The sequence below is a fragment of the Streptosporangium sp. NPDC023615 genome (assembly GCF_040640155.1).
Lineage (GTDB): Bacteria > Actinomycetota > Actinomycetes > Streptosporangiales > Streptosporangiaceae > Streptosporangium.
Genome location: NZ_JBFABE010000078.1, coordinates 1 through 25,435, shown reverse-complemented (window position 1 = coordinate 25,435; position 25,435 = coordinate 1). Strand labels below are relative to the sequence as shown.

Below are 25,435 nucleotides of genomic sequence, written 5' to 3'. Positions count from 1 at the left end.
CGCCACCACCAGTCACTACGCCCGGCTGCTGGATGACTCCGGCATCATGACGTTGATCGACAACGAGCTCGGCCCACGCCCCGGACCGGCGGGAATGCCGATCCGGGCGGTGCTCGTCTGCCTGATGCTCTCGATCCACTACAGCGGCAAAGCCACCCTGGCCGAAGCCTGGCGGCTGGCTGCCTTCTGTCTGTCCCCGACTTCCCGGAAGCATCTGGGACTGGACGCCGACCGGCCACCTGCCGACGATGTGCACGCCTGCCTGGCCGACAACCGGCGTTTCTACCGCGCCTTCGACCGGCTCACCACCCTGCTGGATGTCGCCCGACACGACCGCCGCACCCGCCTGCCCCAACACCAGGCCGACCTGATCGCCACCGCCTGGCAAGACGACGACCCCGGCCACACCCGCAAGCGGAAACTGCTGCAAGACATCGTCACCGCGCTCGTGCTCACCGCGGTCCGCTGGAACAAGGGCCGCGGCCATCTGGCAGGCTTTCGCGGTGACGTCGGCATCGACACCACCGCCACGCCGGTCTTCGCCCGCCCACCCCGAGTTCGCCGCTCCACCGGCGAACTGATCGCCTCCACCGAGATCACCGCGGGCTGGCACCACTCCGCCGGGGCCGGCCCAGCCGAATACGGCTACAGCGCCACCCTCACCGTCGCCGCCCGCACCGGCTCGGTTCTCGATTCCTTCCCGCAGCTGGCGCTCGGCCTGGTCCTGGACACACCCGGTAAACGCATCGGCGCCAACGCCATCACCACCTTGAAACCCTTGGTCGCTCTCGGCTTTCCCACCGCCTTCGCCGTCGTCGACCGCGCCTATACCGACCAGCAACCCGCCCACTTCGCCCAACCCGCACGCGAACTCGGCTACCGACTCGCCCTCGACTACAAAGTCGATCAACGGGGGGTGCAGGGCAGCGCCCACGGGGCCCTGCTCATCGACGGTACCCTCGCTTGCCCGCTCATCCCCGACCGGCTCGCCCAAGCGACCACGGGCCTGGACGACACCGCCATCCGCACACCATCGCAAGAACTCACCGCGTTGATCGCCGCGCGAGAACCGTACTTGCTGCGGCTCAAACAAAGCCCGAACGCAGAGGGCGCCATCCGCTTCCAGTGCCCGGCGGCAGGCACCTCCCCGTCGGTCACCTGCCCCCGCTTCGACCGCCTCCGCCAGCGCGGACCCAGCCAACCCGCTGCGGTCGACCTGACCGACGCCCGGCAACGAGCCGCCCACCCTGCGGCCAAACCCCGCGTCCTGCCCCCCACCCCCGACCACAAGACCGGCGAGCTGCCGAAGATCTGCCACCAGCACACCATCACCCTGCACCCCGGCGACCTCGGCCACCTCGACAAGTTCCGCCAGGATCTGCACTACCTCAGCCCTTCGTGGCGGGGGACGTACTCCGCTGCCAGGGCCATGACCGAAGGGCTGAACGGCCGCCTCAAGGGCCACGACCTCGACCTCGGCGATCCGAAGAACAGGCTCGCCCACGGCCGCGTCGCCCAGACCATCCTGGTCGCATTGCTCGTCACCGTTGCCAACGACCACTTCCTCGACCAGTGGCGCCACATCCACCAACCCCCAGACGAGCCCGACACATCCGTCGACATCGTCGAGATCCCCGCAGAGCGCCTCGATCGCTCGCCGCTCACGGGCCGGAGCAGGCCACCACCCGTCCCATAACCCACCCTTCAGATCACCTTGTCGTAATACCCAGCCCGGAGCCGACATCGCCATGCCCAGCGACACGAACTCCGACCTCCACCAGCGCCCTGACACCACCCGGGCCTTCCCCGACCCTTGCTCCGCGGCTCCCAAACCAGGACGAACCCAATTCGGAAGCCCCTGGAACGACAAGATCCCGCCTGATCGCGATGATCAGACGGGATCCCGTCAACCTCAGTCCAGCCATTTCAAGAACGGCCCCACTGTTGGAACGTGTGACTCAAGCCGAGGCGACCGCACGGCAGCAGGCGGACGAACTACGAGCGCAACTGGCCGCCATCGAAGAGCAACTGCGTCGGCTGGCAATCACTCGTGAGACTTTGACGGAGTTCGCCGACGACGAGCCCAGCGAAACCGACACGGCCGCAGACGACGACGTGGTCATCGAGGAGCCGTCCGGCTCGGCCCATAGCGATCTCGCTGACGAGCCGCCACGCCTGCCACCCCTGCGAGGCTTCCGGCGGCAGGTGGTGGCGTTTCTGGCCACAGCCGAGAAACCCATGCGGGCGCGAGAGATCGCACAAGCCATCGGCAAGCCGGATACCCGCTCACAAGTGGAGGGAATGCGCTCCCGGCTGCAGCGGCTAGTGAGCGACGGCTGGCTACAGCGCGAAGCGGACGGGCTTTATGCGCTCGCCCCCAATACCAACGGGCACGCGCCCAGCTGGGAGGCCGTTTGACCGCCGATATGTGATCACGGCCTCTGCCTTAAACAAATTGGTGCCGCCGAGATTAGGCCCTCGGCGGCACCCGGGTTGCGTGAGCGCCCAGCAGGACTAACCGACAGTGGCTCCCGCATTCCCGAGAGTAACCTGAACGAGGTGTCTTGGGGAGACGTCGAGCCCGGATTTCGCCTGCCCTGGCATCGGCAGGGTCGCGGCGGGAAGGACCGACGATGCCCTCACCAGGGCGAAACCGAACTCGTCCCGAGTCAGCTTCTCTTCGGCCTGACGGGCGGATCAGGCCACAACCGGATGCCCAATCCCGCCTCCAACTGGGCGATGGTGGCCACGTCGGGCCAGCAACGGCCGACAGCCACGTCGTTGACGGTCTGCCGGTTCACCCCGGACACCTCAGCCAGGCGGCGGAAACTCAGCCCCTGCTCGGCCATCACGTTCTGCAGAGCGGCGGCGATGGCCTGAACGGCGAGGGCGGCCGGATGGCCGGACAGGTCCGCGTAGGGCCAGTTCTCCGGGTCCTCGGCCAACTCCCGGGGAGAGCGAGAGCGCGCGCGTCCTCCGACCATGACAAACAGATCCTTTCGGTGGATGTCGTCGCTCTGCGTAACGGCAGGTTGTTCTGCCGCTATGGATGGGGTGTGACCCTCGATCCCGCGACCTCGGCAAAGATCACCAGCTACCGGCCGCAGAACGCTCCACCGGAGTGGGACCACATCTGCGGGCATGTGCGGATGCTGGTCGCCGCCAGCGCTGAGCGCTCCCCCTACCGGGTGGAACGGCTGCTCACCGCGACCACCCGCCTGGCCGTGTGGTGCCACCGCTCCGGCCTGCCGGATAACCCGGAAGTGTGGCTGCGACACGAGACGATCGACGCATTCGTCCTGACCGGCTGCACCGACCTGGCCCCGAGTTCGGCCCAGACCTACCGCAGCTGGCTGCGGCACATGCGCGCTACCCTCGCCTGGCTGGAACGCGGCGAACAGACGCCGCCACCGATGAAAGCACCCAAGAAGGTCAGCCCGCCGTACTCGCCGGCCCAGCTCAGCCGCCTTCGCGGCTGGGCCGAACACCTGTCTGGCCAAGCCAGAGACGACGCGTTGGCGTTGATGGCACTTGCCTTCGGTTGCGGCCTGACCTCTGGAGAAGTGGCCGCCGTCCGAACCGGGCACCTGCATCGCCTGGACTCCGGCGCGATCGTGGTCACCGTCCCCGGCACCGAGCGGTTGATCGTCTGCCGCGCTGCCTGGGAGGACATCCTCGCTCAGGCCACGGACCGGGCCGGCGATGCCTTCGTTTTCCGGCCCGGGCGTGCCTCCCGGCATGCCAAGAACCTGTTCAGCTCCTGGACGGCCCGCCACCGGCCGACCGGCGGCCTGCCCGCCGTATCGGTGCGCCGGCTGCGTTCCTCCTGGATCGTCGAGTTGCTGAGCGCGCGGATCGATGTGGGCGTGGTGGCCGCCGCAGCCGGGACGAGCACCTCCGCGCTGGCCCGCTACCAGCATTTCGTCCCTGCCTTGAGCGAGCTCACCGCGGTTGCGCTGCTGCGCGGCCGCGGCAGGTGAGTACGGCGAAGCCACGCGCCTGGCCGCCGCGCACCACCCGAGCCCGAGCCACCCGCCCACGGCCTCCCACCAAACAGACGGCACAAATCCCCAACGCCACCACCAGTCACTACGCCCGGCTGCTGGATGACTCCGGCATCATGACGTTGATCGACAACGAGCTCGGCCCACGCCCCGGACCGGCGGGAATGCCGATCCGGGCGGTGCTCGTCTGCCTGATGCTCTCGATCCACTACAGCGGCAAAGCCACCCTGGCCGAAGCCTGGCGGCTGGCTGCCTTCTGTCTGTCCCCGACTTCCCGGAAGCATCTGGGACTGGACGCCGACCGGCCACCTGCCGACGATGTGCACGCCTGCCTGGCCGACAACCGGCGTTTCTACCGCGCCTTCGACCGGCTCACCACCCTGCTGGATGTCGCCCGACACGACCGCCGCACCCGCCTGCCCCAACACCAGGCCGACCTGATCGCCACCGCCTGGCAAGACGACGACCCCGGCCACACCCGCAAGCGGAAACTGCTGCAAGACATCGTCACCGCGCTCGTGCTCACCGCGGTCCGCTGGAACAAGGGCCGCGGCCATCTGGCAGGCTTTCGCGGTGACGTCGGCATCGACACCACCGCCACGCCGGTCTTCGCCCGCCCACCCCGAGTTCGCCGCTCCACCGGCGAACTGATCGCCTCCACCGAGATCACCGCGGGCTGGCACCACTCCGCCGGGGCCGGCCCAGCCGAATACGGCTACAGCGCCACCCTCACCGTCGCCGCCCGCACCGGCTCGGTTCTCGATTCCTTCCCGCAGCTGGCGCTCGGCCTGGTCCTGGACACACCCGGTAAACGCATCGGCGCCAACGCCATCACCACCTTGAAACCCTTGGTCGCTCTCGGCTTTCCCACCGCCTTCGCCGTCGTCGACCGCGCCTATACCGACCAGCAACCCGCCCACTTCGCCCAACCCGCACGCGAACTCGGCTACCGACTCGCCCTCGACTACAAAGTCGATCAACGGGGGGTGCAGGGCAGCGCCCACGGGGCCCTGCTCATCGACGGTACCCTCGCTTGCCCGCTCATCCCCGACCGGCTCGCCCAAGCGACCACGGGCCTGGACGACACCGCCATCCGCACACCATCGCAAGAACTCACCGCGTTGATCGCCGCGCGAGAACCGTACTTGCTGCGGCTCAAACAAAGCCCGAACGCAGAGGGCGCCATCCGCTTCCAGTGCCCGGCGGCAGGCACCTCCCCGTCGGTCACCTGCCCCCGCTTCGACCGCCTCCGCCAGCGCGGACCCAGCCAACCCGCTGCGGTCGACCTGACCGACGCCCGGCAACGAGCCGCCCACCCTGCGGCCAAACCCCGCGTCCTGCCCCCCACCCCCGACCACAAGACCGGCGAGCTGCCGAAGATCTGCCACCAGCACACCATCACCCTGCACCCCGGCGACCTCGGCCACCTCGACAAGTTCCGCCAGGATCTGCACTACCTCAGCCCTTCGTGGCGGGGGACGTACTCCGCTGCCAGGGCCATGACCGAAGGGCTGAACGGCCGCCTCAAGGGCCACGACCTCGACCTCGGCGATCCGAAGAACAGGCTCGCCCACGGCCGCGTCGCCCAGACCATCCTGGTCGCATTGCTCGTCACCGTTGCCAACGACCACTTCCTCGACCAGTGGCGCCACATCCACCAACCCCCAGACGAGCCCGACACATCCGTCGACATCGTCGAGATCCCCGCAGAGCGCCTCGATCGCTCGCCGCTCACGGGCCGGAGCAGGCCACCACCCGTCCCATAACCCACCCTTCAGATCACCTTGTCGTAATACCCAGCCCGGAGCCGACATCGCCATGCCCAGCGACACGAACTCCGACCTCCACCAGCGCCCTGACACCACCCGGGCCTTCCCCGACCCTTGCTCCGCGGCTCCCAAACCAGGACGAACCCAATTCGGAAGCCCCTGGAACGACAAGATCCCGCCTGATCGCGATGATCAGACGGGATCCCGTCAACCTCAGTCCAGCCATTTCAAGAACGGCCCCTGGTGGAGATGAGGGGATTCGAACCCCTGACCCCTTCGATGCGAACGAAGTGCGCTACCGGACTGCGCTACATCCCCAAGACGTGGACTAGGTTAGCAAACTTCCGGGGGCGCTCGCGCCACCCTTGGCTCCGGTCAGTCGCCGACCGCGCGGCGGGGCGACTCGGCGTACTGGTCGAAGATCTCGTCGCGGTGCGCGTCCAGGTCGATGATCTCGGCCACCGGCCGTCGGGTCTCCAGCAGGGCGGCGCGGCGGCGGGCGCGTCTGGCACGTTCCGCGTGGGCCTGAGCGGCGGCTCTACGGCGCTCGGCGTCAATCTGGACCGTGGCCCGCAGGACGGCGAGATAGAGGCCCAGAAGAACCACGGAGGGCGCCACGCCCCACCAGGGGATGATCTGAAGGCCCGCCGCCACCACGGAGGCGAGCAGGAGCAGCGCGCACCAGAGCGTCAGGCGCCTGCGCTTGGCCACGTGCCTGGCACGACGGCGTCCCTCGGCCCGGCGGCGCTCGGCCTCCGCCCGGGTCATGGCCGGCCGGACCGGCCCGGCGGGCGCGCCATCGGTGCCGGACCCGCCCTCGGACACGGTCCCAGGCGTCCCGGACGCCCTGGACGGCGCCTCGGACGCGGTACCGGCGTCCGGCGAGGCCTCCCCGGCACCGGACTCGGACGCCTCGTCCCCGGAAGTGCCGGGCTCACCGGGCTCCGGGGCGGACGAGGGGCCGGAGGCGGGCTCGGCCGGGAACGAGGCCGACACGGAGGAGGACACCGAGGACGACGAGGACGCCGCGAACGTGGACGGGGACACGGGCAGCGGCTCGGCGAGCGTGTTGGTGGAGTCCTCGTCGGCGCCCTGCTCCTCGTACGCGTACGGGCTGGCGTCCTTGTCCTGGTCGGCGTAGGTGTTGCGGTCGCGGCGCAGCCACATGGGCACGAGCACGCACAACCACATGACGACGATGGCCAGGTACAGGAAGACGCTCATGGCCGCCTCCGAGCAGCGTGAAGACGCGCGTGCTCTCCCGGCGTCCTCGATCTGCTCATGTCACGCACCGTAAGACCGCGTGTCACTATTTGACGAGCATTCGATGCGGTGTGTCGCGAGTTCTTCAAACCTCTTCATGTGGGCCGCCCCCGTGCGCGGCCGCCTCGCGGTCCCTCCGCCACCGCCCGATCAGCCCTCTCGGCACGTCCTCGACGGTGAGCGCGTAGCAGATGTGGTCGCGCCAGGCGCCGTCGATGTGCAGGTGCCTGCGCCTGACGCCCTCCTCGCGGAAGCCCAGCTTCTCGACCACCCTGCGGCTCGCCTGGTTCTCCGGCCGGATGTTGGCCTCGACGCGGTGCAGGCCGGTGGTGAAGAAGCAGTGGTCGACGGCCAGGGCGACGGCGGTGGGGGTGATGCCGCGCCCGGCCAGCGCGCCGTCGATCCAGTAGCCGATCTGCGCGGACCTGGCCGAACCCCAGACGATGGCGCCCACGGTGAGCTGTCCGGCGAAGGCGTCCTCGTAGGTGACGACCCAGGGCAGCGCGAGCCCCTGCCTGGCCTCCCTGCGGAGCGTTCCGGCCATCGACACGTACGGGCCCAGGCCGGTCTTGAAAAGAGGGGTCTCGGGGTTGGTGGGTTCCCAGGGGCGGAGCCAGTCGGCGTTGCGGAGCCGCGACTCCCGCCAGACGCGCACGTCCCTCAGCCGCAGCGGCCGGAGTCCCACCGGGCCCTCGGCCAGGGTCACCGGCCAGCCACGTAGTCGATCCACGCCCTCCATCATCCCCCCAAGGTGACCTGCCGTGCCATGGAAGCAGGCCACCCGGATCAGCGAGGGTGATCCCCCCCGTGGATCTGGTCCACGGCGTGCCGCAGGACGGGGGCGAGCACGGCCATGCCGTCGCGTACGCCGCCGGAGGACCCCGGCAGGTTGACGATCAGCGTGCTCCCCGCCTGGCCCGCGAGCCCCCGGGACAGGATCGAGGTCGGCACCCTGTCCCGGTCGGCCTGCCGGACGGCCTCGGCGATGCCGGGGATCTCCCTGTCGATCACCCGCCGGGTCATCTCGGGGGTGAGGTCCGCCGGGGTCAGCCCGGTGCCGCCGGTGGTGACGATCACGTCGTACGCCTCGGCCACCCCGGCGCGCAGCGCCGCCTCGACGGGCTCGCCGTCGGGGACGACCCTCGGGCCGTCCACGTCGCACCCGGCCGCGGTGAGCAGCTCGGCCAGCAACCTGCCCGAGGTGTCCTCGTACGTCCCGGCGGCGGCCCGGTTGGACGCGGTGATCACCAGAGCTCTCATCGAACACCTCCGTGCTGGGGATCCCCGGCGCCGGGATCCGGGGCGGGGAGCGGTCGGACGGTCATCATCCCAGCCCCGCCGGCCCCGGCCGTCGCCGTCCCGGCCCCCGTGATGTCCCGGCTCGTGAGAGCCCGGCACGCGGAGCCCCTGGCCCGTGAAGGTCCCCGGCCGGCGAGTGCCTCAGGGGCGGGTCCAGATCCCGGTCTTGCCGCCGGTCTTCTCCTCGACGCGGACGTCCGTGATCACGGCCGCCGGGTCGACCGCCTTGACCATGTCGATCAGTGCCAGGGCCGCGACCGAGACCGCGGTCAGCGCCTCCATCTCGACGCCGGTGCGGTCGGCCGTCCTGACCCGGGCGGTGATCTCCACGCCCTCGTCGACCACGGTCAGTTCGACCTTGACCCCGTGCAGCGCGATGGGGTGGCAGAGGGGGATCAGGTCGGGGGTGCGCTTGGCGCCCATGATGCCGGCGATCCGCGCGGTCCCGATCGCGTCCCCCTTGGGGATCTCCCCCGACCGCAGCAGCGCCACGGCCTCGGCGCCGAGCAGCACCCTGCCGGTGGCGGTCGCTGTACGGGCGGAGACGTCCTTGTCCGAGACGTCCACCATCCGGGCGGCGCCCGTCTCGTCCAGGTGGGTGAATCCGGTCATGCCGTCGTCCTCTCCGTTACCGCTCACAGGGGGATGACCTCCACGTCCGCGCCCTCGGGAAGCTCGGTGACCGACTCGGGGACCACGATCAGCGCGTCGGCCGAGGCCAGGGCGGCGAGCTGGTGGGAGCCCTGCCTGAGCACCGGCGCGACCGTGCCGTCCGGGCCCAGGACCCCGCGCAGGTAGGAGCGCTTGCCCTCGGGCGAGCGCAGCGCGGCCGTGGTGGTCGCCCGCACCGTCGGCGTGGGTCCGGCGGGCAGGCCGCGCATCTTCCGCAGCGCGGGCCGGACGAACAGCATGAACGACACGAACGACGACACCGGGTTGCCCGGCAGCGCGAAGATCGGGACGTTGTCCTCGCCGACCACGCCGAACCCCTGGGGCATGCCCGGCTGCATGGCCACCCGGTCGAAGCGGACCGTGCCGAGCGGTCCCAGCGCCTCCTTGACGGGCTCGTACGCGCCCATCGAGACGCCGCCGCTGGTGATCACGACGTCGGCCCGCAGGAGCTGCGCGTCGAGCTGGTCGAGGAAGCGGGAGACGTCGTCGGTGACGATCCCGGCCCGGTACCCGTCGCCGCCCGCCTCACGGACGGCGGCGACCAGCGTGTAGCTGTTGGACTCCCAGATCTGGCCCGGCCCCAGCGACTGACCCGGCTCGACCAGCTCGGCGCCGGTGGAGATCACGACCACCCGGGGCCGGGGCCGTACCAGGACCCGGCGGCGGCCGACCCCGGCCAGCACGCCGAGCTGGGCCGGCCCGATCGGGGTGCCCGCGGGCAGGACCACGTCCCCGGCGCGCACGTCCTCCCCGGAGCGGCGGACGGCGTTCCCCGCCCGCGCCGGGCGGCCGATCGCGACGCGGGCCGTGCCGCCGTCGGTCCACTCGACCGGGACCACCGCGTCGGCCCCGGCGGGCATCGGGGCGCCCGTCATGATCCGCGTGACCATGCCGGGGCCGATGGCCTGCAGGCGGCCGTCGCCGGCGGCGATGTCGTCGATCACCGGGAGCGTCACCGGGGCGTCCGCGACGTCCTCGGACCGCACGGCGTAGCCGTCCATGGCCGAGTTGTCGAAGGGCGGCAGCGGGACCGGGGAGGTGACCTCCTCGGCCAGCGTGGTGCCCAGCGCCCGCTCCAGCTCCACCTCCAGCGGGGCGAGGACCCGTACGGTGCGCAGGATGTCGGAGAGATGGTCGTCGACCGACCTCATGGAGCTCATCGCGAGGCCAGGAACTCCTTGAGCCAGGGCAGGAACTCCGGTGCCAGGTCGGGACGCTCGGCGGCGAACTGCACCACCGTGCGCAGGTAGTCGATCTTGTTGCCGGTGTCGTAGCGGCGGCCGCGGAACAGCACGCCGTGCACCGGCCCGCCCTGGTCGCTGCCTCGCGAGGCCAGGGTGCGCAGGGCGTCGGTGAGCTGGATCTCGTCACCGCGTCCGGGCGGGGTGTTCTCCAGCACCTCGAAGACGGCCGGGTCGATCACGTACCGGCCGATGATCGCCCAGTTGGACGGGGCCTCGTCGGCGGGCGGCTTCTCCACCAGGTCGGTCACCCGCACCACGTCGTCCTCGCCGGTGGGCTCGATGGCCGCGCACCCGTACAGGGAGACCTGCTCGGCGGGCACCTCCATCAGCGCGATGACGCTGCCGCCGTGCGTGCCGCGTACCTCGATCATGCGTTTGAGGAGCTCGTCGCGGTGGTCGATGAGGTCGTCGCCGAGCAGGCAGGCGAAGGGGTGGTCGCCCACGTGCTGCTTGGCGCACAGGACCGCGTGTCCCAGGCCGCGCGGCTGGCCCTGCCGTACGTAGTGCAGGGTCGCCAGGTCGGCGGGCTCGCGCACCTGGGAGAGGCGCTCGTCGTCGCCCTTGGCCTCCAGGGCCTCCTCCAGCTCGATGGCCCGGTCGAAGTGGTCCTCGATGGAACGCTTGGTCTTGCCCGTGACCATGAGGAGGTCGAGCAGACCGGCGGAGACCGCCTCCTCGACGACATACTGGATCGCGGGCTTGTCGACGATGGGCAGCATCTCCTTGGGCGTCGCCTTGGTCGCCGGAAGAAAACGGGTGCCCAGACCCGCCGCGGGAATTACGGCTTTCGTCACAGCTTCAAAGTCGGCCATAACCAAAACCATAGTGGAGGGATCCGTGGACAAGCTGAAGCTGCGTACCTCGATCGAGGCCGCGCGGGCCTCGATCCCCGACGAGCGGCGGCACGCGGCTTCGGTGCGGATCAGGGAATCGCTGATGGACCGGCCCTGGGTGCAGATGGCCGGGCTGATCGCGTGCTACTGGTCGATCGGCACCGAACCGGCCACCCACGGGCTGGTGTTCGCCCTGTGGAAGCACGGCGCGACCGTGATCCTGCCGGTGCTGCGCGAGGACGACGACCTCGACTGGGCGGTGTACGACGGCCCGGACACCCTGGCCCCCGGGCGGTTCGGGCTCATGGAACCGGTCGACACCCGGCGCGGCGTCGACGCGGTCAGGACCGCGGCCCTGGTGATCGTGCCCGCGCTGGCGGTGGACGCCTCCACCGGCGTACGGCTGGGCCGGGGCGGGGGTTCCTACGACCGGGCGCTGTCCAGGGTCGGCCCGAACGTGCCGACGGTGGCGCTGCTGCACGACGGTGAGCTGCTCGACGGCGTGCCGACCGAGGCGCACGACAGGGCGGTCCGCTACGCCGCGACGCCGGACGGGATCGTGAGGATCCCCGGGGACGGGTGAGGCGCGGCCCCCCGGGATCGTCCGGATCGTGACAGGGCGTGCGCGGTCCAGCGTGCATGACGACCGTCCCGAATGCGACACAATGGTCCCCGGAGTCAGAGAGGGGGCCAGATGGGACTGGACGTCTGGCTGCTTCTCGGTGCCGGGATCGTCATCGCGGCGATCATCGCCGTACGTGTCGCCCACCGTAGTGGCCTGCCCAGCCTCCTGATCTTCCTCGGCTTCGGCCTGCTCCTCGGCGAGTCCGGATTCGGGCTGCAGTTCGACAGCCCGGAGCTCGCCCAGCAGATGGGCCTGATCGCGCTGGCGATCATCCTGGCCGAGGGCGGCCTGACCACGAACTGGAACCACGTCAGGGGGGCCATCCCGGCCGCGATCGTGCTCGCCACCGTCGGCGTGGGGGTCAGCATCGCGGCCGTCGCGGTCCCGGTGCACCTGATCCTGGGCGTGGACTGGCGCACCGCGCTGCTGCTCGGCGCGATCCTCGCCTCCACCGACGCCGCCGCGGTCTTCTCGGTCCTGCGCCGCCTGCCGCTGCCCTCGCGCCTGGCGGGCATCCTGGAGGCCGAGTCGGGGTTCAACGACGCCCCCGCGGTCATCGCGGTCATGCTGCTGAGCGCCGCCACCTCGCCCAGCCTCGGGGTCGCGCTGGTGGAGGTGCTCTTCGAGCTGGTGGTGGGCGCGGCCGTCGGCCTGGCGGTCGCCCCGCTCGGCACGTACGCGCTGCGGCGCATCGCCCTGCCCGTCTCGGGCCTGTACCCGATCGCGGTGCTCGCGCTGGCGTTCGTCGCCTACGCCGGGGCGATGCTGCTGCACGGCAGCGGTTTCCTGGCCGTGTACCTGGCCGCGCTGGTCATGGGCAACTCCCGGATGCCGCACCGCGCGGCCTCGCGGGGGTTCGCCGAGGGCGTGGCCTGGCTGGCCCAGATCGGCCTGTTCGTCATGCTCGGGATGCTGGCCAGCCCCTCGGAGATCCCGGCCGCGATCGTGCCCGGCCTGGTGGCCGGGTTCATCCTGGTGGCGGTGGCCCGCCCGGCGTCGATCCTCGTCTCGGGCCTGCTGGTCCGGCTGCTCCGCGTCGACCGGCTGAACTGGCGGGAGCAGGCGTTCCTGTCCTGGGCCGGGCTGCGCGGCGCGGTCCCCATCGTGCTCGCGACCATCCCGTGGGCGGCCACGTCGGTCAACGAGGGCACGGCCAGGTTCGTGTTCAACGAGGTCTTCGTGATCGTCGTCGTGTACACCCTGGTGCAGGGGCCGACGCTGCCGTTCGTGGCGAAGGTGCTGGGGCTGACCACCCCGTCCGAGGCCCGTGACCTGGAGGTCGAGTCGGCCCCGCTGGAGGAGCTGAACGCCGACCTGCTCCAGGTGAGGGTGCCGCCGACGTCCAAGCTGCACGGGGTGGAGATCTTCGAGCTGCGGCTGCCCACGGACGCCCAGGTGACGCTGATCGTCAGGGAGGGCCGGACGTTCGTCCCGGCCGAGTCCACCAGGATCCGGGTGGACGACCAGCTCCTGGTGGTGACCACCGCCGCCTGCCGCACCACGGTCGAGCGCCGGATGCGGGCGATCAGCCGCAAGGGCAAGCTCGCCGGCTGGTACGGCGAGCAGGGCACCTGACCGAAACCCCGCGTGGCGGGCGAACGCCGGACATGACGGAGATCTTCCTGTACGTCGTCCCGTACGGCCACCAGGGCACCTGACGGGAATCTCCCCATGGAATGCGAGAACTCCGACTCGCGTTTATGCTTGTCGGCTGCGTACCATTAGCAGTCGCGCCACCAGAGTGCCAATCGGCGCGGACCACTACGAGGAGGAGCGCGTGCCCACCTACCAGTACGCCTGCAACGCCTGTGACCACCAGTTCGAGATCGTCCAGAAGTTCTCCGACGACGCGCTCACCGAGTGCCCGAGCTGCGCGGGCAACCTGCGCAAGGTGTTCTCCGCGGTCGGCATCGTCTTCAAGGGCTCGGGCTTCTACCGGACCGACAGCCGGTCGTCCTCGTCCAGCACGGTGACGTCCGCGAACGGCTCCTCGGGTTCCTCGGACTCGTCGAAGTCGTCGGACTCCTCGTCCGGCTCCTCGGACTCGTCCTCCGGCTCCACGGGTTCGACGGACGCCAAGCCGTCGAAGAAGCCCACGAGCACCCCGGCCGCCGCCGCCTCCTAGTCACGCCCGTCCCGGCCGTCACCGCAACCGGCGGTTCAGCCGCCCGACGGCCGGTCCGCGGCCGAGCCGAGCAGCTCGCGCGGAAGCCGGTCCAGCAGCTCGCGCAGCCGCGGATGCTCGGCCGGGTTCCAGTCCTCGACCAGCCGGGCGAGCCCGTCGCGGGCCTCCTGAACCAGGCGGCCCGCCGCCCGCTCGCCCTCGTCGGTGAGCTCCAGGACCTTCCCGTCCCCCGACCTGCGGACCAGGCCGCGCGCGACGAGCGCGTCCCCGTACGGCCGTCCCTCCTCGACCGTCACCCCCGCCCGCGCCGCCAGGTCCGCCCCGGCCTGGGGCCCGCACGCGGCCAGCCGGGTGACCAGCCAGACCGACCCCGCGGGCACGTCCATCCCGGTCGCCTCGCCCAGGCGGCGGTAGTAGTCGGCGCGCATGTCCGCGTCCGCCAGCCGCCACAGCCCCCGCTCGACCTCGTCCAGCGAGGACCGCTCGACCGGCGCCGCCCCGTAGCAGTCCCCGGGATCGGTCACCTTCGTCGTCTCCCGCAGCGGCGTCTCGGGCAGCAGCCAGGCGATGGCGAACGCCACCAGCGCCGTCGGCACGCTGTAGAGGAAGACCTGGGCGATCGCGCCGGAGTAGGCGTCCAGGAACGCCGTGGCGGTCCCGGGAGGCAGCCGCCGCACGGCCGTCGGGTCGGCCTGGACGGTCTCCGCCAGCCCCGGCGGCAGGTCGGCCGTCCGCGCGAGGCGTTCCAGCGAGCCGCCGAGCCCCGAGCTGAAGATCGCGCCGGCCACCGCGACGCCGAACGAGCCCCCGATCGTCCGGAAGAACGTCGCCCCCGACGTGGCCACCCCCAGGTCCTCGAAACCGACCGCGTTCTGCACGGCGAGGACCAGCACCTGCATCACCAGCCCGAGGCCGACCCCCAGCACGAGCAGCGAGAGGCTCAGTTGCAGGGCGGAGATGTCCGGGTTCACGTACGAGAGCAGGTAGAGCCCGACGGCGGTGACCGCTCCTCCCGCGATCGGGAAGGCCCGGTACCTCCCGGTGCGGCTGATGACCAGCCCGCCCGTGATCGAGGTGACCAGCAGCCCGGCCATCATCGGCAGCAGGTGCAGGCCCGAGGTGGTGGCCGACACCCCCTGCACGACCTGCAGGAAGAGCGGCATGTACGTGAGCGAGCCGAACATCGCGAACCCCACCAGGAAGCCGATCAGCGATGCCACGTTGAACGTCCGGATCCGGAACAGCCGGGGCGGCATCACCGGCTCCGCCGCCCGCTGCTCGACCCGCCACCAGAGCACCAGCAGCACCACGGAGGCGGCGGCCGGCCCGAGCACGGCGGGATGATCCCAGGGGTAGGTGGTCCCGCCCCAGGTGGTCACCAGGATCAGGCAGGTGGCGGCGGAGCCCAGCAGGACGATCCCCAGGTAGTCGATGGTGTGCCGGGTCCGCTCCCCGCTCGGCGGCAGCGCGCGGGCGACCACCGCCAGGGCGACGGCCCCGAGGGGCAGGTTGACGTAGAACACCCACCGCCAGGACAGGTGGTCCACGAACAGCCCGCCGAGCAGCGGCCCGGCCACGCTGGAGACGGCGAAGACCGCCCCGAAGAACCCCTGGTACCTCCCACGCTCCCGGGCCGGGACGACGTCGGCGACGATCGCCTGCGAGAGCACGATGAGCCCGCCGCCGCCGAGCCCCTGCAGGCCCCGGAACGCGATCAGCTCACCCATGCCGCGCGCCTGCCCGCACAGCGCGGACCCGATGAGGAAGACGACGATCGCCGCCTGGAAGAGCCCCTTCCTGCCGTACTGGTCGCCGAGCTTGCCCCACAGCGGCGTCGACACCGTCGAGGCCAGCATGTACGCGGTCACCACCCAGGACAGCTCCGCCAGCCCGCCCAGGTCGCCGACGATCGTGGGCAGCGCCGTGGAGACGATCGTCTGGTCCAGGGACGCCAGCAGCATGCCGAGCATGAGCGCGCCGATGACGAAGCCCACGCCCTCGGTGCCTTTCGCGCCTCCCGCGCCTCCCGCGCCTCCCGCGCGCCCCCGGGACCGCTGGACAGCCATGGCGTGCCTCCGCCTCCGATCGGTTCCCCCGATCCTACTCAGAGTGAGCAAGCGATCACTCGGTGGGTACGGTTGTCCACAGGCCCGGGACCGGGCTCCTCGCGGGCCCTCCGGCCGCGCTAACCTCGGCGCCATGGTCACTCGCGCGGACATCGGGGTCATCGGCGGCTCGGGCTTCTACTCGTTGCTCGACGACGCCACCGAGATCGAGATCAGCACACCGTACGGCCCGCCGAGCGACGTGGTCACCGTCGGCCACATCGGGTCGCGTTCGGTCGCCTTCCTCCCCCGGCACGGCCGCGACCACCGCTTCCCGCCGCACCGCATCCCCTACCGGGCGAACCTGTGGGCGCTGCGCTCCCTCGGGGTCCGCCAGGTCCTCGCGCCCAGCGCGGTCGGCTCCCTGCGCGCCGAGATCGGCCCCGGCGCCCTGGTCGTGCCCGACCAGCTCGTCAACCGCACCTCCGGGCGCACGCAGACCTACTACGACGCGGGCGGCGTCGTCCACGTCGCCTTCGCCGACCCCTACTGTCCGGTGGGCCGCGAGGCGGCCGTCAGCGTCGCCGGGGCCTCCGGCTGGGAGGTGTCCGACGGCGGCACGCTCGTGGTCATCGAGGGCCCGCGCTTCTCGACCCGCGCCGAGTCCCGCTGGTTCGGCGCCAACGGCTGGTCGATCGTCGGCATGACGGCCTTCCCCGAGGCCGTCCTCGCCCGCGAGCTGGCCCTGTGCTACACCTCGGTCTCCCTGGTCACCGACCACGACGCCGGGGTCGAGGCGGGCGAGGGCGTCACCCACGAGGAGGTCCTGGCCTTCTTCGGCACCAACGTCACCCGCATGCGCTCCCTGATCGGCGACGTCGTCGCGGCCCTGCCCGAGGAACGGGCGTGTCCCTGCGGGAGCGCGCTGGACGGGTTGAAGCTGCCGTTCGAGCTTCCGGGCTGAGCCCGGGAGCTCCTGGGCTCGGCGGCCTCCTCGGGCTCCTGGACTCCCGGGCTCGGCGGGTCGTCGCCGTTCGAAGGGACGGCCCGTTCCCACCGAAGGCGGCTCCCGGCCCAGGCGGGGGCGTCCCGCTCCCTATGGAGGTCGTTCCGCCCCGCAGCGGGGTAGTCCCCTTCGCAAGTCGGTCATCCCCGTCCCCTCGCCCGAGGGGGCGGCTCGTCACGGGCACCGCGCCGCCCGGCTCTTCCATGGAGTCAGCCATGCCGCGCGCCCTGCGCCGTCTGTTCGACCGCCGTCACCGCCTCATCGCCACCGTCGTCGCCGCCCTGGCGATGGGCTGCGCCCTGCTGGCACTGAGCCCGGACACGGCGTCGGTCACCGTCCTCGTCACCGCAAAGGACCTCCCCGGCGGCGTATTGACGTCGTCCGACCTGACGCCGGCCGCCCTGCGGCCCGACACCGTCCCCGACGGCGCCCTGAGACCGGGCACGCCGTTCGCCGGGAGGATCCTGGCGGGTCCCGCCAGGCGCGGGGAGCCGCTGACCGACGTCCGCCTCCTCGGCCCCGGCCTGCTGGCCGCCCACGGCCCGGGAACGGTCGCCACACCGGTGCGCGTCGCCGACCCCGAGACCGCGCGCCTGCTCTCCCCCGGCGACGTGGTCGACGTGCTCGCCGCCGCCTCGACATGGGACGGCGCCGTCCCCGCGAGGACCGTGGCCGAGGACGTCACGGTCCTGGCCACCCCCGGCAACGGCTCGGGCGGCTCAGGCGGCGACGCGGACGCGCTCGTCGTCCTGGCCACCACCTCGCAGCAGGCGACCGAACTGGCCTCGGCCCAGGCTGGCGGACGGCTCTCGGTGACCATCGGCCCACGCACCGGGTGACCCTCACGCCGGGAGATGCCTCGATGAGGACGCGGCGGCCCGGACCGGGGAAGGTACGGCCGCCGCGCCTGTTCAGGAGATACCGCTCGCTTGAGGGCGGTCGATCTCGGTCTCGGGGTCGGCTTCGGTCTCGATGAGCGTCCAGCGTCGGGCGATCGTCGTCATCTCGGCCTCGCGCATCTGAGCCTTCAACCCCTCGGCGGTGCGGTCGCAGAGCAGCAGCGGTTCAGGGGTGGGCCAGGTGGCGATGGCGTGGAAGAGGCGGCTGCCGGTGCCGTAGAGCACGGCCCAGCCCGGCCAGGTGATCTGCAGCAGCGCCGCCTCAGCGCGGGCCTGGTGGTCCCAGGTGTAGTGAGGGACGGCACTGGCGGGCCGGCCGTCCCGGTGACGCCCCTGAGCGGAGGCCAGACGGCGCATCATGGCGTCACCTGCCCGGTGACCTGCTCCTGAGGCTCATCGGCAACCCGCTCCCGAACCTCTTCGGTGGTTCTCCGCTGATCCTCCTCCTGCCGCTGTGCCTCCTCGGCGATGGCCTCCTGCCGCTCTGCCTCGGCGCGGAGAGCGTCAAGGGTGTCGGCATCGACGGTCCGATCGGCTCCGGCATCGAACGCGACCGGGGAGAAGGGCACCTCACGACTGGCCCACAACCGTCCGGCGTCACTGAGGATCAGCCGCCACCCAGGAATGACGGATCCGACCATGGCCGACGTGGACTCGTCCCTGATCGGTACGGACTCGGCCCGCTCAGGACCGGCCAGTTCGGAGCCTTCCGACTCGGGACCAGGAGGCTTGGGAGCCGGTTCGGAACTGACCGGTTCCGGACCTGTTGGTTCAACACCGGCCGGTGTGGGTGGGGTGGATTTAGCATCGGTCATTGATTGGACCTCCATCCGATCAAGGGCCCGTCCGGACGTTGGTAGCGGTGGACGGGCCCGCTTTATGAAGCAGGGAAGATCATGGAGGGGTATGCCGTACCGGCCCAGCAACCGGTACGGAGACAGGGTGGCCGTCGCGCGACGCGAAGCACGGACGGTGGACTGCCCAGGACAGGCCGTGGGGCGATGTCCGGCGCCGAGCCGAGACGGTCTGGTGAGAACGGGCCCGCCCCCGGGCATCGGACAACGGCGGCGGGGCGTCCGTCGGGACGATGCCGAGGCGGCAGGAGCCCCTATCACGTCCCGTCCCGGCTGGAACCGAGCAGATATCGGCATGGCCGTCCCACGTACGACCGCCCCTCCAGCCCGCTGAGCAGGCACCGATACCTCGGCCGGCTGAGCAGGTACTGAAGCCTCGGCTCGTTGAGCGAGCACCGGCAGGACCACCTCGGCCCGAGGCGCGCACGCGAGCGGTTCGAAGCAGCGCAGGGAGAGGTCCCCGGTACGACGGGCCTCCAGGCGGACGGCCATCAGGGCGCCACAGGGCTGCACATACTCATGATCGGCCGGTCGGTCGTCGAGGCAGCCGTGCGCGTAGGGGGCGTGCCCGCAGGCGGCACACCCCATCGGCATCGGTGGAGCATCGGCGAAACAGCCGCAGCCGCTCGCCGTGATCCGGTCAAGAACCGGAGCACTAGGGTTGTTCACGGGTCAGGACTCACTTCCTGATCAAGGGCTCGTTGATGGTGGCCCACACCGTCGACGAGCCCGTTTCATGTCGAAATCACGCGACGACACATAGCGCGAGCCGATCACTGAATGTTCAATGCTCGCAACCCTGTGTGACGCACAGCATGATTCCGTGAGAATCTCACAGCAGCAATCCCATCGCACATATTTGTTCTATTGAGCAGGAGAAGCCGATCGGGCTCCGGCAAACTGACCGCATGAAGTACTCCACGGTTCGCCTCCGTCGACTCTCGCGTGAGCTGCGCACTTTGCGTGCGATCACCGGCCTGACGACCGAGGCCGCCGCCGAGCATCTTGGGTGGTCCAGGTCGAAGCTCAACCGCTTCGAGACCGGCAAGATCGCTCCGACACCTGGAGATGTGGCGGCCATCTGCCGCCTGTACTGCGTGGAGGAAGCAACCACTGAGGCCATGGTGCAGCTCACCCGTGAAGTCGCCCGGCGGGGCTGGTGGACGGCCTATTCGGACGTGTTCACCGGGTCCTACGTCGAGTTCGAGGCGGCGGCCAGAACGATCTGCCACTGGGCACCGTTGGTAGTCCCGGGTCTACTTCAGAACGAGGACTATGCCCGAGAGGTCATCAGGGCGGGTCACCCGGATCGGTCCGATGTCGAACTGACGCGTCGCGTCGACGCCCGTATGCAGCGCAAGACCACCCTGCTCGGCTCTCAAGCTCCGACGTTGCACTTCCTCATCTCCGAAGGCGTCCTCCGCTACCCCGTGGGACCAGTCGGCACCATGGCCGATCAGCTCGACGACATCCTGCAGGCCACGGACAGACCGAACATCACCGTCCAGATCCTCCCGTTGAAGGTCGGCGTTCACTGCGGCACCGAGGGCGCCTTCTCGGTGCTGTCCTTCGATGACGACCCAGATCTGGGCTACGCCGAATGTCCTGCGGGTGAGGTCTACGTCGAGGACGGCGAACAGATCCGGCGACTTATGCTGACGTTCAAGCGCCTTACCGACGCGTGCCTACCCCCCGAGGAGTCCGCGGCGTTCGTCGCCGCGGTGAGGAGTGACCATGCTCTCCCCTGACCTGTCCGGCGCCGAATTCCGCACGTCCACCCTCAGCGGCCCTAACAACGACTGCGTCGAAGTGGCCACCAACCTGCCGGGCCTCGTCGCCATACGCGACAGCAAGGATCGCAACGGCCCGGCCCTGACCTTCTCCCCGACGGCCTGGAGCAACCTCCTCACGGGCATCCGCAACGGAGAGATCTAACCGACGACGAGTATCGGCCTCAGGGACAACACGCTCGCAAAGGCGGCGTCCAGCCCCCTACAACAGGGAGCCGATCTTGGGGTCGTACTCCCAGTGCCAGGGTTCGAACGGGCTGGAGTAGGCCCACTCGGGGTGGATCCAGCCGAACTTCTTGCCGTTCGTCTCCAGCCAGTTGAACTGGGGCGAGCGGAACCGCTCCACGCCGCCGCACAGGTCAACGGCGAGCCCCAGCCCGTGGTTGCTGCGTCCCGGGACCGCCGCCAGGCCCGGGCGGGTGTAGTAGACCGACTGCTGCTCGGCCAGGCTCCGGTAGCTGTCGGTCACGCACATCGGCCTGCCGAACTGCCGCTTGTACGCCTCGTTGAGGCTGATGAACGCGAGCGCGGCGTCACCGCGGAGCTGGTTGCCCCGCTGCTGGAGCGGACAGAGGTAGGCCTGAGGGATGAGCCCGTTGGGGAACTCGTTCATCGACGATGCCCGGGTCGGATCGCACCCCGCGGCGGGCTGCCCCCGCTTGTTGATCTTTACGCCCAGCTTCACCAGCGCCCTGGTGAGAGACTGCACGATCTTCTGCGAGCGCGCCCTGAGCGTCTCGATCTCGGCGCCCATCTGCGCCTCCGCCAGGAGATTGCTCGCCCGGAGTTCCTGCGCCTCGGCCGCCAGCCGCTCCCGTTCCTTCTGCAGGCGGCTGCTGTCCTCCAGGATCCGGTCCCGCTCGGCGATGAGCTGGGTGACGGTCGCCATGTTGCGCAGGGTGCCGTTGTCGGCCTGTCCCGACAGGAACCCGACCGCGTCCCCGCCCGGCGGCTGCTGGTAGAGGAGCGTGACCAGGTCCGACAGCGGCTGCCGTATCTGGGCGAAGGCCGTCTCGGCCTTCTGCAGCTCCCTCAGCGTGGCGGAGAGCTTCCGCTCGGACTCGCGGATCTGTGCACGGCGCTGCTCCAGCGCCTTGGTCGCGGCCTCAAGGTCCTTGGCCGCCTTCTCCGCCTCACGACGCAGCTCGGTGAGGTTCACCGGATCGGCGGGGGCGACGGCGTCGACGTCCGCCGGTGCCTGCTGCGCGGCGGCGACTCCCGGGGTGAGGGAAGTCATCATCGCGACGACGGCGATCAGGGTCGCTGATCGACGAGGTGGCACGTTCGACCCCTCCGTTTGCGAATTCGTGACCTGGGCCAGGCACGCACGCTACTACAGCCGACCAGCCGTACGGGCCAGCTCCCCACAGCCGTTATGCGCCGAACACCCCTTTTTGCGACCGGACAAGTCAGACTTTTCCCCGGCCGGACCTCCCGCAGGCATTCCCGAGCCAGGCATGCCGCCACCCCACCGGACACCCCTGCCGGCCCCTCGTCCGCGTCGCCGACGTCCGCTTCCGCAGCATCCTCTTGGCGGTCATCCCTGACGCCCTGCCCGTTGCCTCCGGCGCCCACCCGGCCGCCTCCGGCATCCTGCCCAAGGGTGACCGTTCCGCCGTCCTCGATCACGCCCGCCCCCTCCAGGGCGGCACCGGCACCGTGCGCATCATCTGAGGCGCCGTCACCGGCACCACGCGCTTCAGCCAAGGATCGACCGGCATCGCGTACGAACCCGAGGTCTCTTCCCGTGTCTTTCGGTGAGCTTCGGGCGAGCCGGGTCGAATCCGTACAGGCACGAAGGCATCCGGGTGGCCCATCCCCGCCGTTCCGCCGGCCGGCTCGTCCACATCCCCCGCGTCACCGACACCACCCGCGATACCCGTACGTGCGCTGCCGCTCGCGTCACCCCTGTCATCCGGCGTGTCCGTGGTACCGATCTCGTGAGGCAATTCGAGCACATCCGCCCCTGCGGCGACGAGCACCCAGCCACCGTACACCTGGTCCGGCCGCAGCGGCGGAGGCATCAACCTCGCCTTGAACAGCCCGGCCGGTACCGGATCGACCACGACCGGCACCACCGCCACCGCACCCGTGTTCGGGTCGGCCATGTCCGGTGGCGACTCCCCGGCCGGCGCCAACGCGCCATCGTCCGGCCAAGACGGCGCCTCCTCTTCGTCCCCAGCTCCCAGGGCGTCGCCAGTTCCCGCCCCGGCATGAGGTGGTGTGCCGCTCGACCTCTCCCGGTCATACGCGGACCCTGGGTGCCCCTCGTCTTCCTCCCTCAGCTCAGCGCTTCTCCAGGCTCCCTCCGGGCTATCCCCCGCGCTCTCTTGCCCGCCGTACCCGCTCTGAGGGCTGCCCGCTTGACCGGATCCCCCAGAGCCTGGATCGGCGATGGCCGACCGCAGGATCGCCTCATAGCCCGTCAGCTCAACCGCCAGTAACCCCCCGGCCAGAAGCGCGGGCGCCAGCATCGCGCCGCAGAGCACCACCGGCTGAAGCGTCCGGCGCCCACGATCACACTTCCGTCGCCCATTGATCACGGAGAGTGACAGTAAGCCCGCCCATCGTCACCCTCGCGCCCACTTGCCGCCCTTTTACTCCCCGTCAGCGAACCGATAACCCGCCGCCTGCCCCTAACTCCCCCTCCGGGCGCGCGAACACTCCACACTTTCGCTATCCTTGCCAGGAACCCCTGCCTCCGTAGCTCAGGGGATAGAGCACCGCTCTCCTAAAGCGGGTGTCGCATGTTCGAATCATGCCGGGGGCACTTTTCCGACCAGCGATCAGGTCTCTAACCTGGATTTGTTCTTCTTCTTGTTCCCCGGCTTTGTGCAGCCGTGCACCACTGTGGGCAGCTGTATGTCAGCGGCCGTGGGATATGCGTGGGATGAATCTTGAGCACGACCTTGTCGTGCACATGGGTAACATCCACGATCTGCGGCAACTCATCGGCACGATTCCGGACGGGTGGTTGCGCGTGCTGTTGTGGGTGCCGCGTGAGGTCACCGAGCAGCGATCCCGGGCGCACGGTGACGTCGACACCGCCAAGCGCCTGACCGCGTGGGACGAGAGGCTCACCGACCTGGAGACCAACACCGACGCCGGGTTCTTTCATCTGCGCGTCCACACCGATCGGCTCGGAGTCGACGCGGCGGCGCACGAGATCATGAGAGCTTACGATCGTCTGCGGGACGTTGGATGCTCTCAGCCGGAGGGATGCCGTCGTTGAGCCGCGCCGCCACCTCGTCGGGGATCAGGTCGAGCCGCCACCAGGTGCCGCAGTCGCGACAACATGCCCCGTCGGGAAGCGGGAACTCATTGGTCCACTCGACGCGAGCGTGCCCGCACCCGTCGGCCCGGTGACTCTGCGCGCAGCGCTCCACCGTGACGGACGACTCATCCGCGGTCACGATCAGCGGAGCCTCTCCCTGACCGCACCCGCAGTAGGGGCACACCGGCAACGGTGTTCCTGCCTGTAGGTACTCCGCGATGTGTCGTTGCCCCTCGACGAGACGGATCAGCTCGTCCAGGCCGTGCGCGACCAGATAGCGGGTGAGGCCGGCGAGCACCTCGTGTCGCTCCAACGGTCGTTCAAGTGTGCGGCGCGCATAGAGGACTCCCGAGGAGCCGGTTTCCACGCACCACCCATCGAACACCGGGCCGTACGTCACCGGAGCCGGCGCAGGAGCCGAGAGCAGCCGATCGGTCATGGGTTCCCTTCCTGCCTTTGACGTCATCGGGCCCGCCCGGTGAGGATCGCCGTCCACAGGCGCTCCCCTTCGCCGGTGCGCATCCACTCGCTCTCCCGAAGAGTGATCTTCTTGCCCTCGCCCTGGCGCCGCCGGATGAGCACCATCCCGCCCGCGGTGCAGAACTCATAGGTGAGCGGTTCGCATTCACAGGTGTGCTCGCGTACCCGGATCCGATCGAAGCGCGGCATCCTGCTCCGCCAGCTCAGCACCTCGTGGCCATCGTGCAGCGGAGCCACGTGGATGCCGTGGTAGTACGCCGCCAGGTGGCCCAAGGTGCTCACGACTCGCTCTCTTCTCCGTATCGTCCGGCGAAGGCCCTTGTTCGGCGGGCATCGGTGAGTGGAGCCCGGGACCGTGCCCCTCGGAGCCCTCCTGCACCGAGGGACGGACCGGTATGAGGAAGCGGTCGTCCCGAGCCGGTAGGCCCACCACTCACCGATGCCCACGGCTGCATCATAGGCAAGCAATACCGTGGTACACCATAGAACACAGCAGTATGTTCCGCTGGAGTGCCCTCCACTACGGGTTCCTACCGTGTACTCATGACCGAGTTGCGGGACGATCTGCCCAGGTGGCGCCAGGTGCGAGACATCATCGTCCAGCGCATCGAAGCCGGCCAGTACAAGGCGGGCCAGCGAATCCCCTCGGTCGTCGACCTCACCCAAGAGTTCGGCATAGCCACCCAGACTGCCCAGAAGGTCATGAACGCCCTGCGCAAGGACCGATGGATCCGCACCGAACGCGGCATGGGCAGCTTCGTCACCACCACCGAGGAACGCACCACAGCACCCGGCGAGACACCCGAGTAGCCACTACAGCCTCAAGATCATCGGAGTCTGCTCACTCCGAATGAGAATTTTCTCTACGTCTTCAAGACCCGGCCAATGCGCCGCGCGCACCTGGATGCTTCGTCGCCGCGTACCTGCCGGGCAAGCCCCACAGCGAGCGGGTCAAGTGCGAGCGGTTCGAGATGTTCGAAGTCGAGGAGCTACTCAAGCGCGACAAGGTGAGCCTGGACATCACCTGGCTCAAAGACCCGGCGCTGGAAGACGCGGACAGCCTGCTCCCTCCAGCCGTGATCGCCCGCGAGATCGCCGATGACTTGCAGGCCGCGCTCAACGAGTTTGCCGCCATCGCCGAGGCCTTGGGCGAACCGGTGGTAGACGGGATAGAGACAGATGCCAGCCTGTCTCTATAAGAACTGCTAACACAATGAGTTGAGGCGGCGCCAGCAGAGCAAGGCGCAGCCGAG

At 70.0% G+C, this 25,435-nt stretch carries 28 protein-coding genes and 2 tRNA genes; 15 read left to right on the top strand and 15 right to left on the bottom strand.

Going from position 1 to position 25,435, the window contains the following annotated elements:
• Positions 1-46: 46 nt before the first annotated feature.
• Together AB0G16_RS33865 and AB0G16_RS33860 are read left to right on the top strand one after the other, a co-directional pair.
• On the top strand, positions 47-1,696 hold the full coding sequence (locus tag AB0G16_RS33865) for a hypothetical protein (RefSeq protein ID WP_362814302.1): 1,650 nt from the start codon (positions 47-49) through the stop codon (positions 1,694-1,696).
• 257 nt (positions 1,697-1,953) lie between these two features.
• Entirely contained in the window at positions 1,954-2,418 is a 465-nt protein-coding gene (locus AB0G16_RS33860; protein ID WP_362814308.1) for a hypothetical protein, read from the top strand.
• Positions 2,419-2,669: 251 nt separating this feature from the next.
• Here the strand turns inward: AB0G16_RS33860 and AB0G16_RS33855 are convergent, their stop codons facing one another.
• Positions 2,670-2,945 carry a helix-turn-helix transcriptional regulator gene (locus tag AB0G16_RS33855; protein WP_362814306.1) on the bottom strand — a complete coding sequence of 92 codons (276 nt, stop codon included), beginning with the start codon at positions 2,943-2,945 and terminating at the stop codon, positions 2,670-2,672.
• A gap of 111 nt (positions 2,946-3,056) precedes the next feature.
• On the opposite strand from AB0G16_RS33855, the gene AB0G16_RS33850 reads away from it, so the two are divergent.
• The gene (locus AB0G16_RS33850; RefSeq protein ID WP_362814304.1) at positions 3,057-3,980 is read left to right on the top strand and encodes a hypothetical protein; all 924 of its coding nucleotides are present in this window, start codon (positions 3,057-3,059) and stop codon (positions 3,978-3,980) included.
• A gap of 140 nt (positions 3,981-4,120) precedes the next feature.
• Positions 4,121-5,770, top strand: a complete 1,650-nt coding sequence (locus AB0G16_RS33845) for a hypothetical protein (RefSeq protein ID WP_362814302.1) — start codon at positions 4,121-4,123, stop codon at positions 5,768-5,770.
• A gap of 244 nt (positions 5,771-6,014) precedes the next feature.
• Here AB0G16_RS33845 and AB0G16_RS33840 read toward each other — a convergent pair.
• From AB0G16_RS33840 to galU, 7 genes are all read right to left on the bottom strand, one after another.
• Positions 6,015-6,091, bottom strand: a tRNA-Ala gene (locus AB0G16_RS33840).
• Between the two features lie 57 nt (positions 6,092-6,148).
• Positions 6,149-6,997 carry a hypothetical protein gene (locus AB0G16_RS33835; protein ID WP_362814300.1) on the bottom strand — a complete coding sequence of 283 codons (849 nt, stop codon included), beginning with the start codon at positions 6,995-6,997 and terminating at the stop codon, positions 6,149-6,151.
• A gap of 124 nt (positions 6,998-7,121) precedes the next feature.
• Entirely contained in the window at positions 7,122-7,775 is a 654-nt protein-coding gene (locus tag AB0G16_RS33830) for a GNAT family protein (protein ID WP_362814332.1), read from the bottom strand.
• Positions 7,776-7,822: 47 nt separating this feature from the next.
• A complete protein-coding gene (locus AB0G16_RS33825) occupies positions 7,823-8,296 on the bottom strand; it encodes a MogA/MoaB family molybdenum cofactor biosynthesis protein (protein ID WP_362814298.1) in 474 nt (157 codons plus the stop codon).
• Between the two features lie 180 nt (positions 8,297-8,476).
• A complete protein-coding gene (gene moaC / locus AB0G16_RS33820; protein WP_362814296.1) occupies positions 8,477-8,947 on the bottom strand; it encodes a cyclic pyranopterin monophosphate synthase MoaC in 471 nt (156 codons plus the stop codon).
• A 23-nt stretch (positions 8,948-8,970) separates the two neighbouring features.
• Positions 8,971-10,158 carry a gephyrin-like molybdotransferase Glp gene (glp, locus tag AB0G16_RS33815; RefSeq protein ID WP_362814330.1) on the bottom strand — a complete coding sequence of 396 codons (1,188 nt, stop codon included), beginning with the start codon at positions 10,156-10,158 and terminating at the stop codon, positions 8,971-8,973.
• A gap of 5 nt (positions 10,159-10,163) precedes the next feature.
• Positions 10,164-11,063: a UTP--glucose-1-phosphate uridylyltransferase GalU gene (gene galU, locus AB0G16_RS33810; RefSeq protein ID WP_362814294.1), complete on the bottom strand. Its 900-nt coding sequence runs from the start codon at positions 11,061-11,063 to the stop codon at positions 10,164-10,166.
• Positions 11,064-11,088: 25 nt separating this feature from the next.
• Between galU and AB0G16_RS33805 the strand changes: the two genes are divergently transcribed.
• From AB0G16_RS33805 to AB0G16_RS33795, 3 genes are all read left to right on the top strand, one after another.
• A complete protein-coding gene (locus tag AB0G16_RS33805; RefSeq protein WP_362814292.1) occupies positions 11,089-11,667 on the top strand; it encodes a 5-formyltetrahydrofolate cyclo-ligase in 579 nt (192 codons plus the stop codon).
• Between the two features lie 111 nt (positions 11,668-11,778).
• Positions 11,779-13,284, top strand: coding sequence for a potassium/proton antiporter (locus tag AB0G16_RS33800; RefSeq protein WP_362814290.1), 1,506 nt, complete (start codon positions 11,779-11,781; stop codon positions 13,282-13,284).
• Positions 13,285-13,486: 202 nt separating this feature from the next.
• Positions 13,487-13,834 carry an FmdB family zinc ribbon protein gene (locus tag AB0G16_RS33795; RefSeq protein ID WP_362814328.1) on the top strand — a complete coding sequence of 116 codons (348 nt, stop codon included), beginning with the start codon at positions 13,487-13,489 and terminating at the stop codon, positions 13,832-13,834.
• A gap of 35 nt (positions 13,835-13,869) precedes the next feature.
• Here AB0G16_RS33795 and AB0G16_RS33790 read toward each other — a convergent pair whose 3' ends face one another.
• A complete protein-coding gene (locus AB0G16_RS33790; RefSeq protein WP_362814288.1) occupies positions 13,870-15,900 on the bottom strand; it encodes an MFS transporter in 2,031 nt (676 codons plus the stop codon).
• 133 nt (positions 15,901-16,033) lie between these two features.
• Between AB0G16_RS33790 and AB0G16_RS33785 the strand changes: the two genes are divergently transcribed.
• Both AB0G16_RS33785 and AB0G16_RS33780 read left to right on the top strand, forming a co-directional pair.
• A complete protein-coding gene (locus AB0G16_RS33785; RefSeq protein ID WP_362814286.1) occupies positions 16,034-16,843 on the top strand; it encodes an S-methyl-5'-thioadenosine phosphorylase in 810 nt (269 codons plus the stop codon).
• Positions 16,844-17,100: 257 nt separating this feature from the next.
• The gene (locus tag AB0G16_RS33780) at positions 17,101-17,724 is read left to right on the top strand and encodes an RcpC/CpaB family pilus assembly protein (protein WP_362814284.1); all 624 of its coding nucleotides are present in this window, start codon (positions 17,101-17,103) and stop codon (positions 17,722-17,724) included.
• 72 nt (positions 17,725-17,796) lie between these two features.
• Here AB0G16_RS33780 and AB0G16_RS33775 read toward each other — a convergent pair whose 3' ends face one another.
• The gene (locus AB0G16_RS33775) at positions 17,797-18,144 is read right to left on the bottom strand and encodes a hypothetical protein (protein ID WP_362814282.1); all 348 of its coding nucleotides are present in this window, start codon (positions 18,142-18,144) and stop codon (positions 17,797-17,799) included.
• A complete protein-coding gene (locus AB0G16_RS33770) occupies positions 18,141-18,599 on the bottom strand; it encodes a hypothetical protein (protein WP_362814280.1) in 459 nt (152 codons plus the stop codon). The genes AB0G16_RS33775 and AB0G16_RS33770 overlap by 4 nt, the downstream gene beginning before the upstream one ends.
• A 947-nt stretch (positions 18,600-19,546) precedes the next feature.
• On the opposite strand from AB0G16_RS33770, the gene AB0G16_RS33765 reads away from it, so the two are divergent.
• Both AB0G16_RS33765 and AB0G16_RS33760 read left to right on the top strand, forming a co-directional pair.
• On the top strand, positions 19,547-20,386 hold the full coding sequence (locus AB0G16_RS33765; RefSeq protein ID WP_362814278.1) for a helix-turn-helix transcriptional regulator: 840 nt from the start codon (positions 19,547-19,549) through the stop codon (positions 20,384-20,386).
• Positions 20,373-20,573, top strand: a complete 201-nt coding sequence (locus AB0G16_RS33760; RefSeq protein WP_362814276.1) for a DUF397 domain-containing protein — start codon at positions 20,373-20,375, stop codon at positions 20,571-20,573. The genes AB0G16_RS33765 and AB0G16_RS33760 overlap by 14 nt, the downstream gene beginning before the upstream one ends.
• Positions 20,574-20,630: 57 nt before the next feature.
• On the opposite strand, the gene AB0G16_RS33755 is transcribed toward AB0G16_RS33760, so the two are convergent.
• Both AB0G16_RS33755 and AB0G16_RS33750 read right to left on the bottom strand, forming a co-directional pair.
• Complete coding sequence (locus tag AB0G16_RS33755; RefSeq protein WP_362814274.1) at positions 20,631-21,710, bottom strand: D-alanyl-D-alanine carboxypeptidase family protein; 1,080 nt, start codon at positions 21,708-21,710, stop codon at positions 20,631-20,633.
• 343 nt (positions 21,711-22,053) lie between these two features.
• Positions 22,054-22,536 carry a hypothetical protein gene (locus AB0G16_RS33750; protein ID WP_362814273.1) on the bottom strand — a complete coding sequence of 161 codons (483 nt, stop codon included), beginning with the start codon at positions 22,534-22,536 and terminating at the stop codon, positions 22,054-22,056.
• Between the two features lie 589 nt (positions 22,537-23,125).
• Here AB0G16_RS33750 and AB0G16_RS33745 point away from each other — a divergent pair.
• Positions 23,126-23,198: transfer RNA gene (locus tag AB0G16_RS33745), tRNA-Arg, on the top strand.
• 120 nt (positions 23,199-23,318) lie between these two features.
• Complete coding sequence (locus AB0G16_RS33740) at positions 23,319-23,660, top strand: hypothetical protein (protein ID WP_362814271.1); 342 nt, start codon at positions 23,319-23,321, stop codon at positions 23,658-23,660.
• Here AB0G16_RS33740 and AB0G16_RS33735 read toward each other — a convergent pair.
• Both AB0G16_RS33735 and AB0G16_RS33730 read right to left on the bottom strand, forming a co-directional pair.
• On the bottom strand, positions 23,596-24,141 hold the full coding sequence (locus AB0G16_RS33735; protein ID WP_362814269.1) for a hypothetical protein: 546 nt from the start codon (positions 24,139-24,141) through the stop codon (positions 23,596-23,598). The two genes, AB0G16_RS33740 and AB0G16_RS33735, sit on opposite strands and share 65 nt — an antisense overlap.
• Before the next feature lie 23 nt (positions 24,142-24,164).
• Positions 24,165-24,464 (bottom strand): hypothetical protein, encoded by a 300-nt coding sequence (locus AB0G16_RS33730; protein WP_362814267.1) that lies wholly within the window; start codon positions 24,462-24,464, stop codon positions 24,165-24,167.
• 261 nt (positions 24,465-24,725) lie between these two features.
• Here AB0G16_RS33730 and AB0G16_RS33725 point away from each other — a divergent pair, with 261 nt between their 5' ends.
• Together AB0G16_RS33725 and AB0G16_RS33720 are read left to right on the top strand one after the other, a co-directional pair.
• Entirely contained in the window at positions 24,726-24,992 is a 267-nt protein-coding gene (locus tag AB0G16_RS33725) for a winged helix-turn-helix domain-containing protein (RefSeq protein WP_362814265.1), read from the top strand.
• A gap of 161 nt (positions 24,993-25,153) precedes the next feature.
• On the top strand, positions 25,154-25,381 hold the full coding sequence (locus AB0G16_RS33720) for a hypothetical protein (RefSeq protein WP_362814263.1): 228 nt from the start codon (positions 25,154-25,156) through the stop codon (positions 25,379-25,381).
• Positions 25,382-25,435 lie beyond the last annotated feature (54 nt).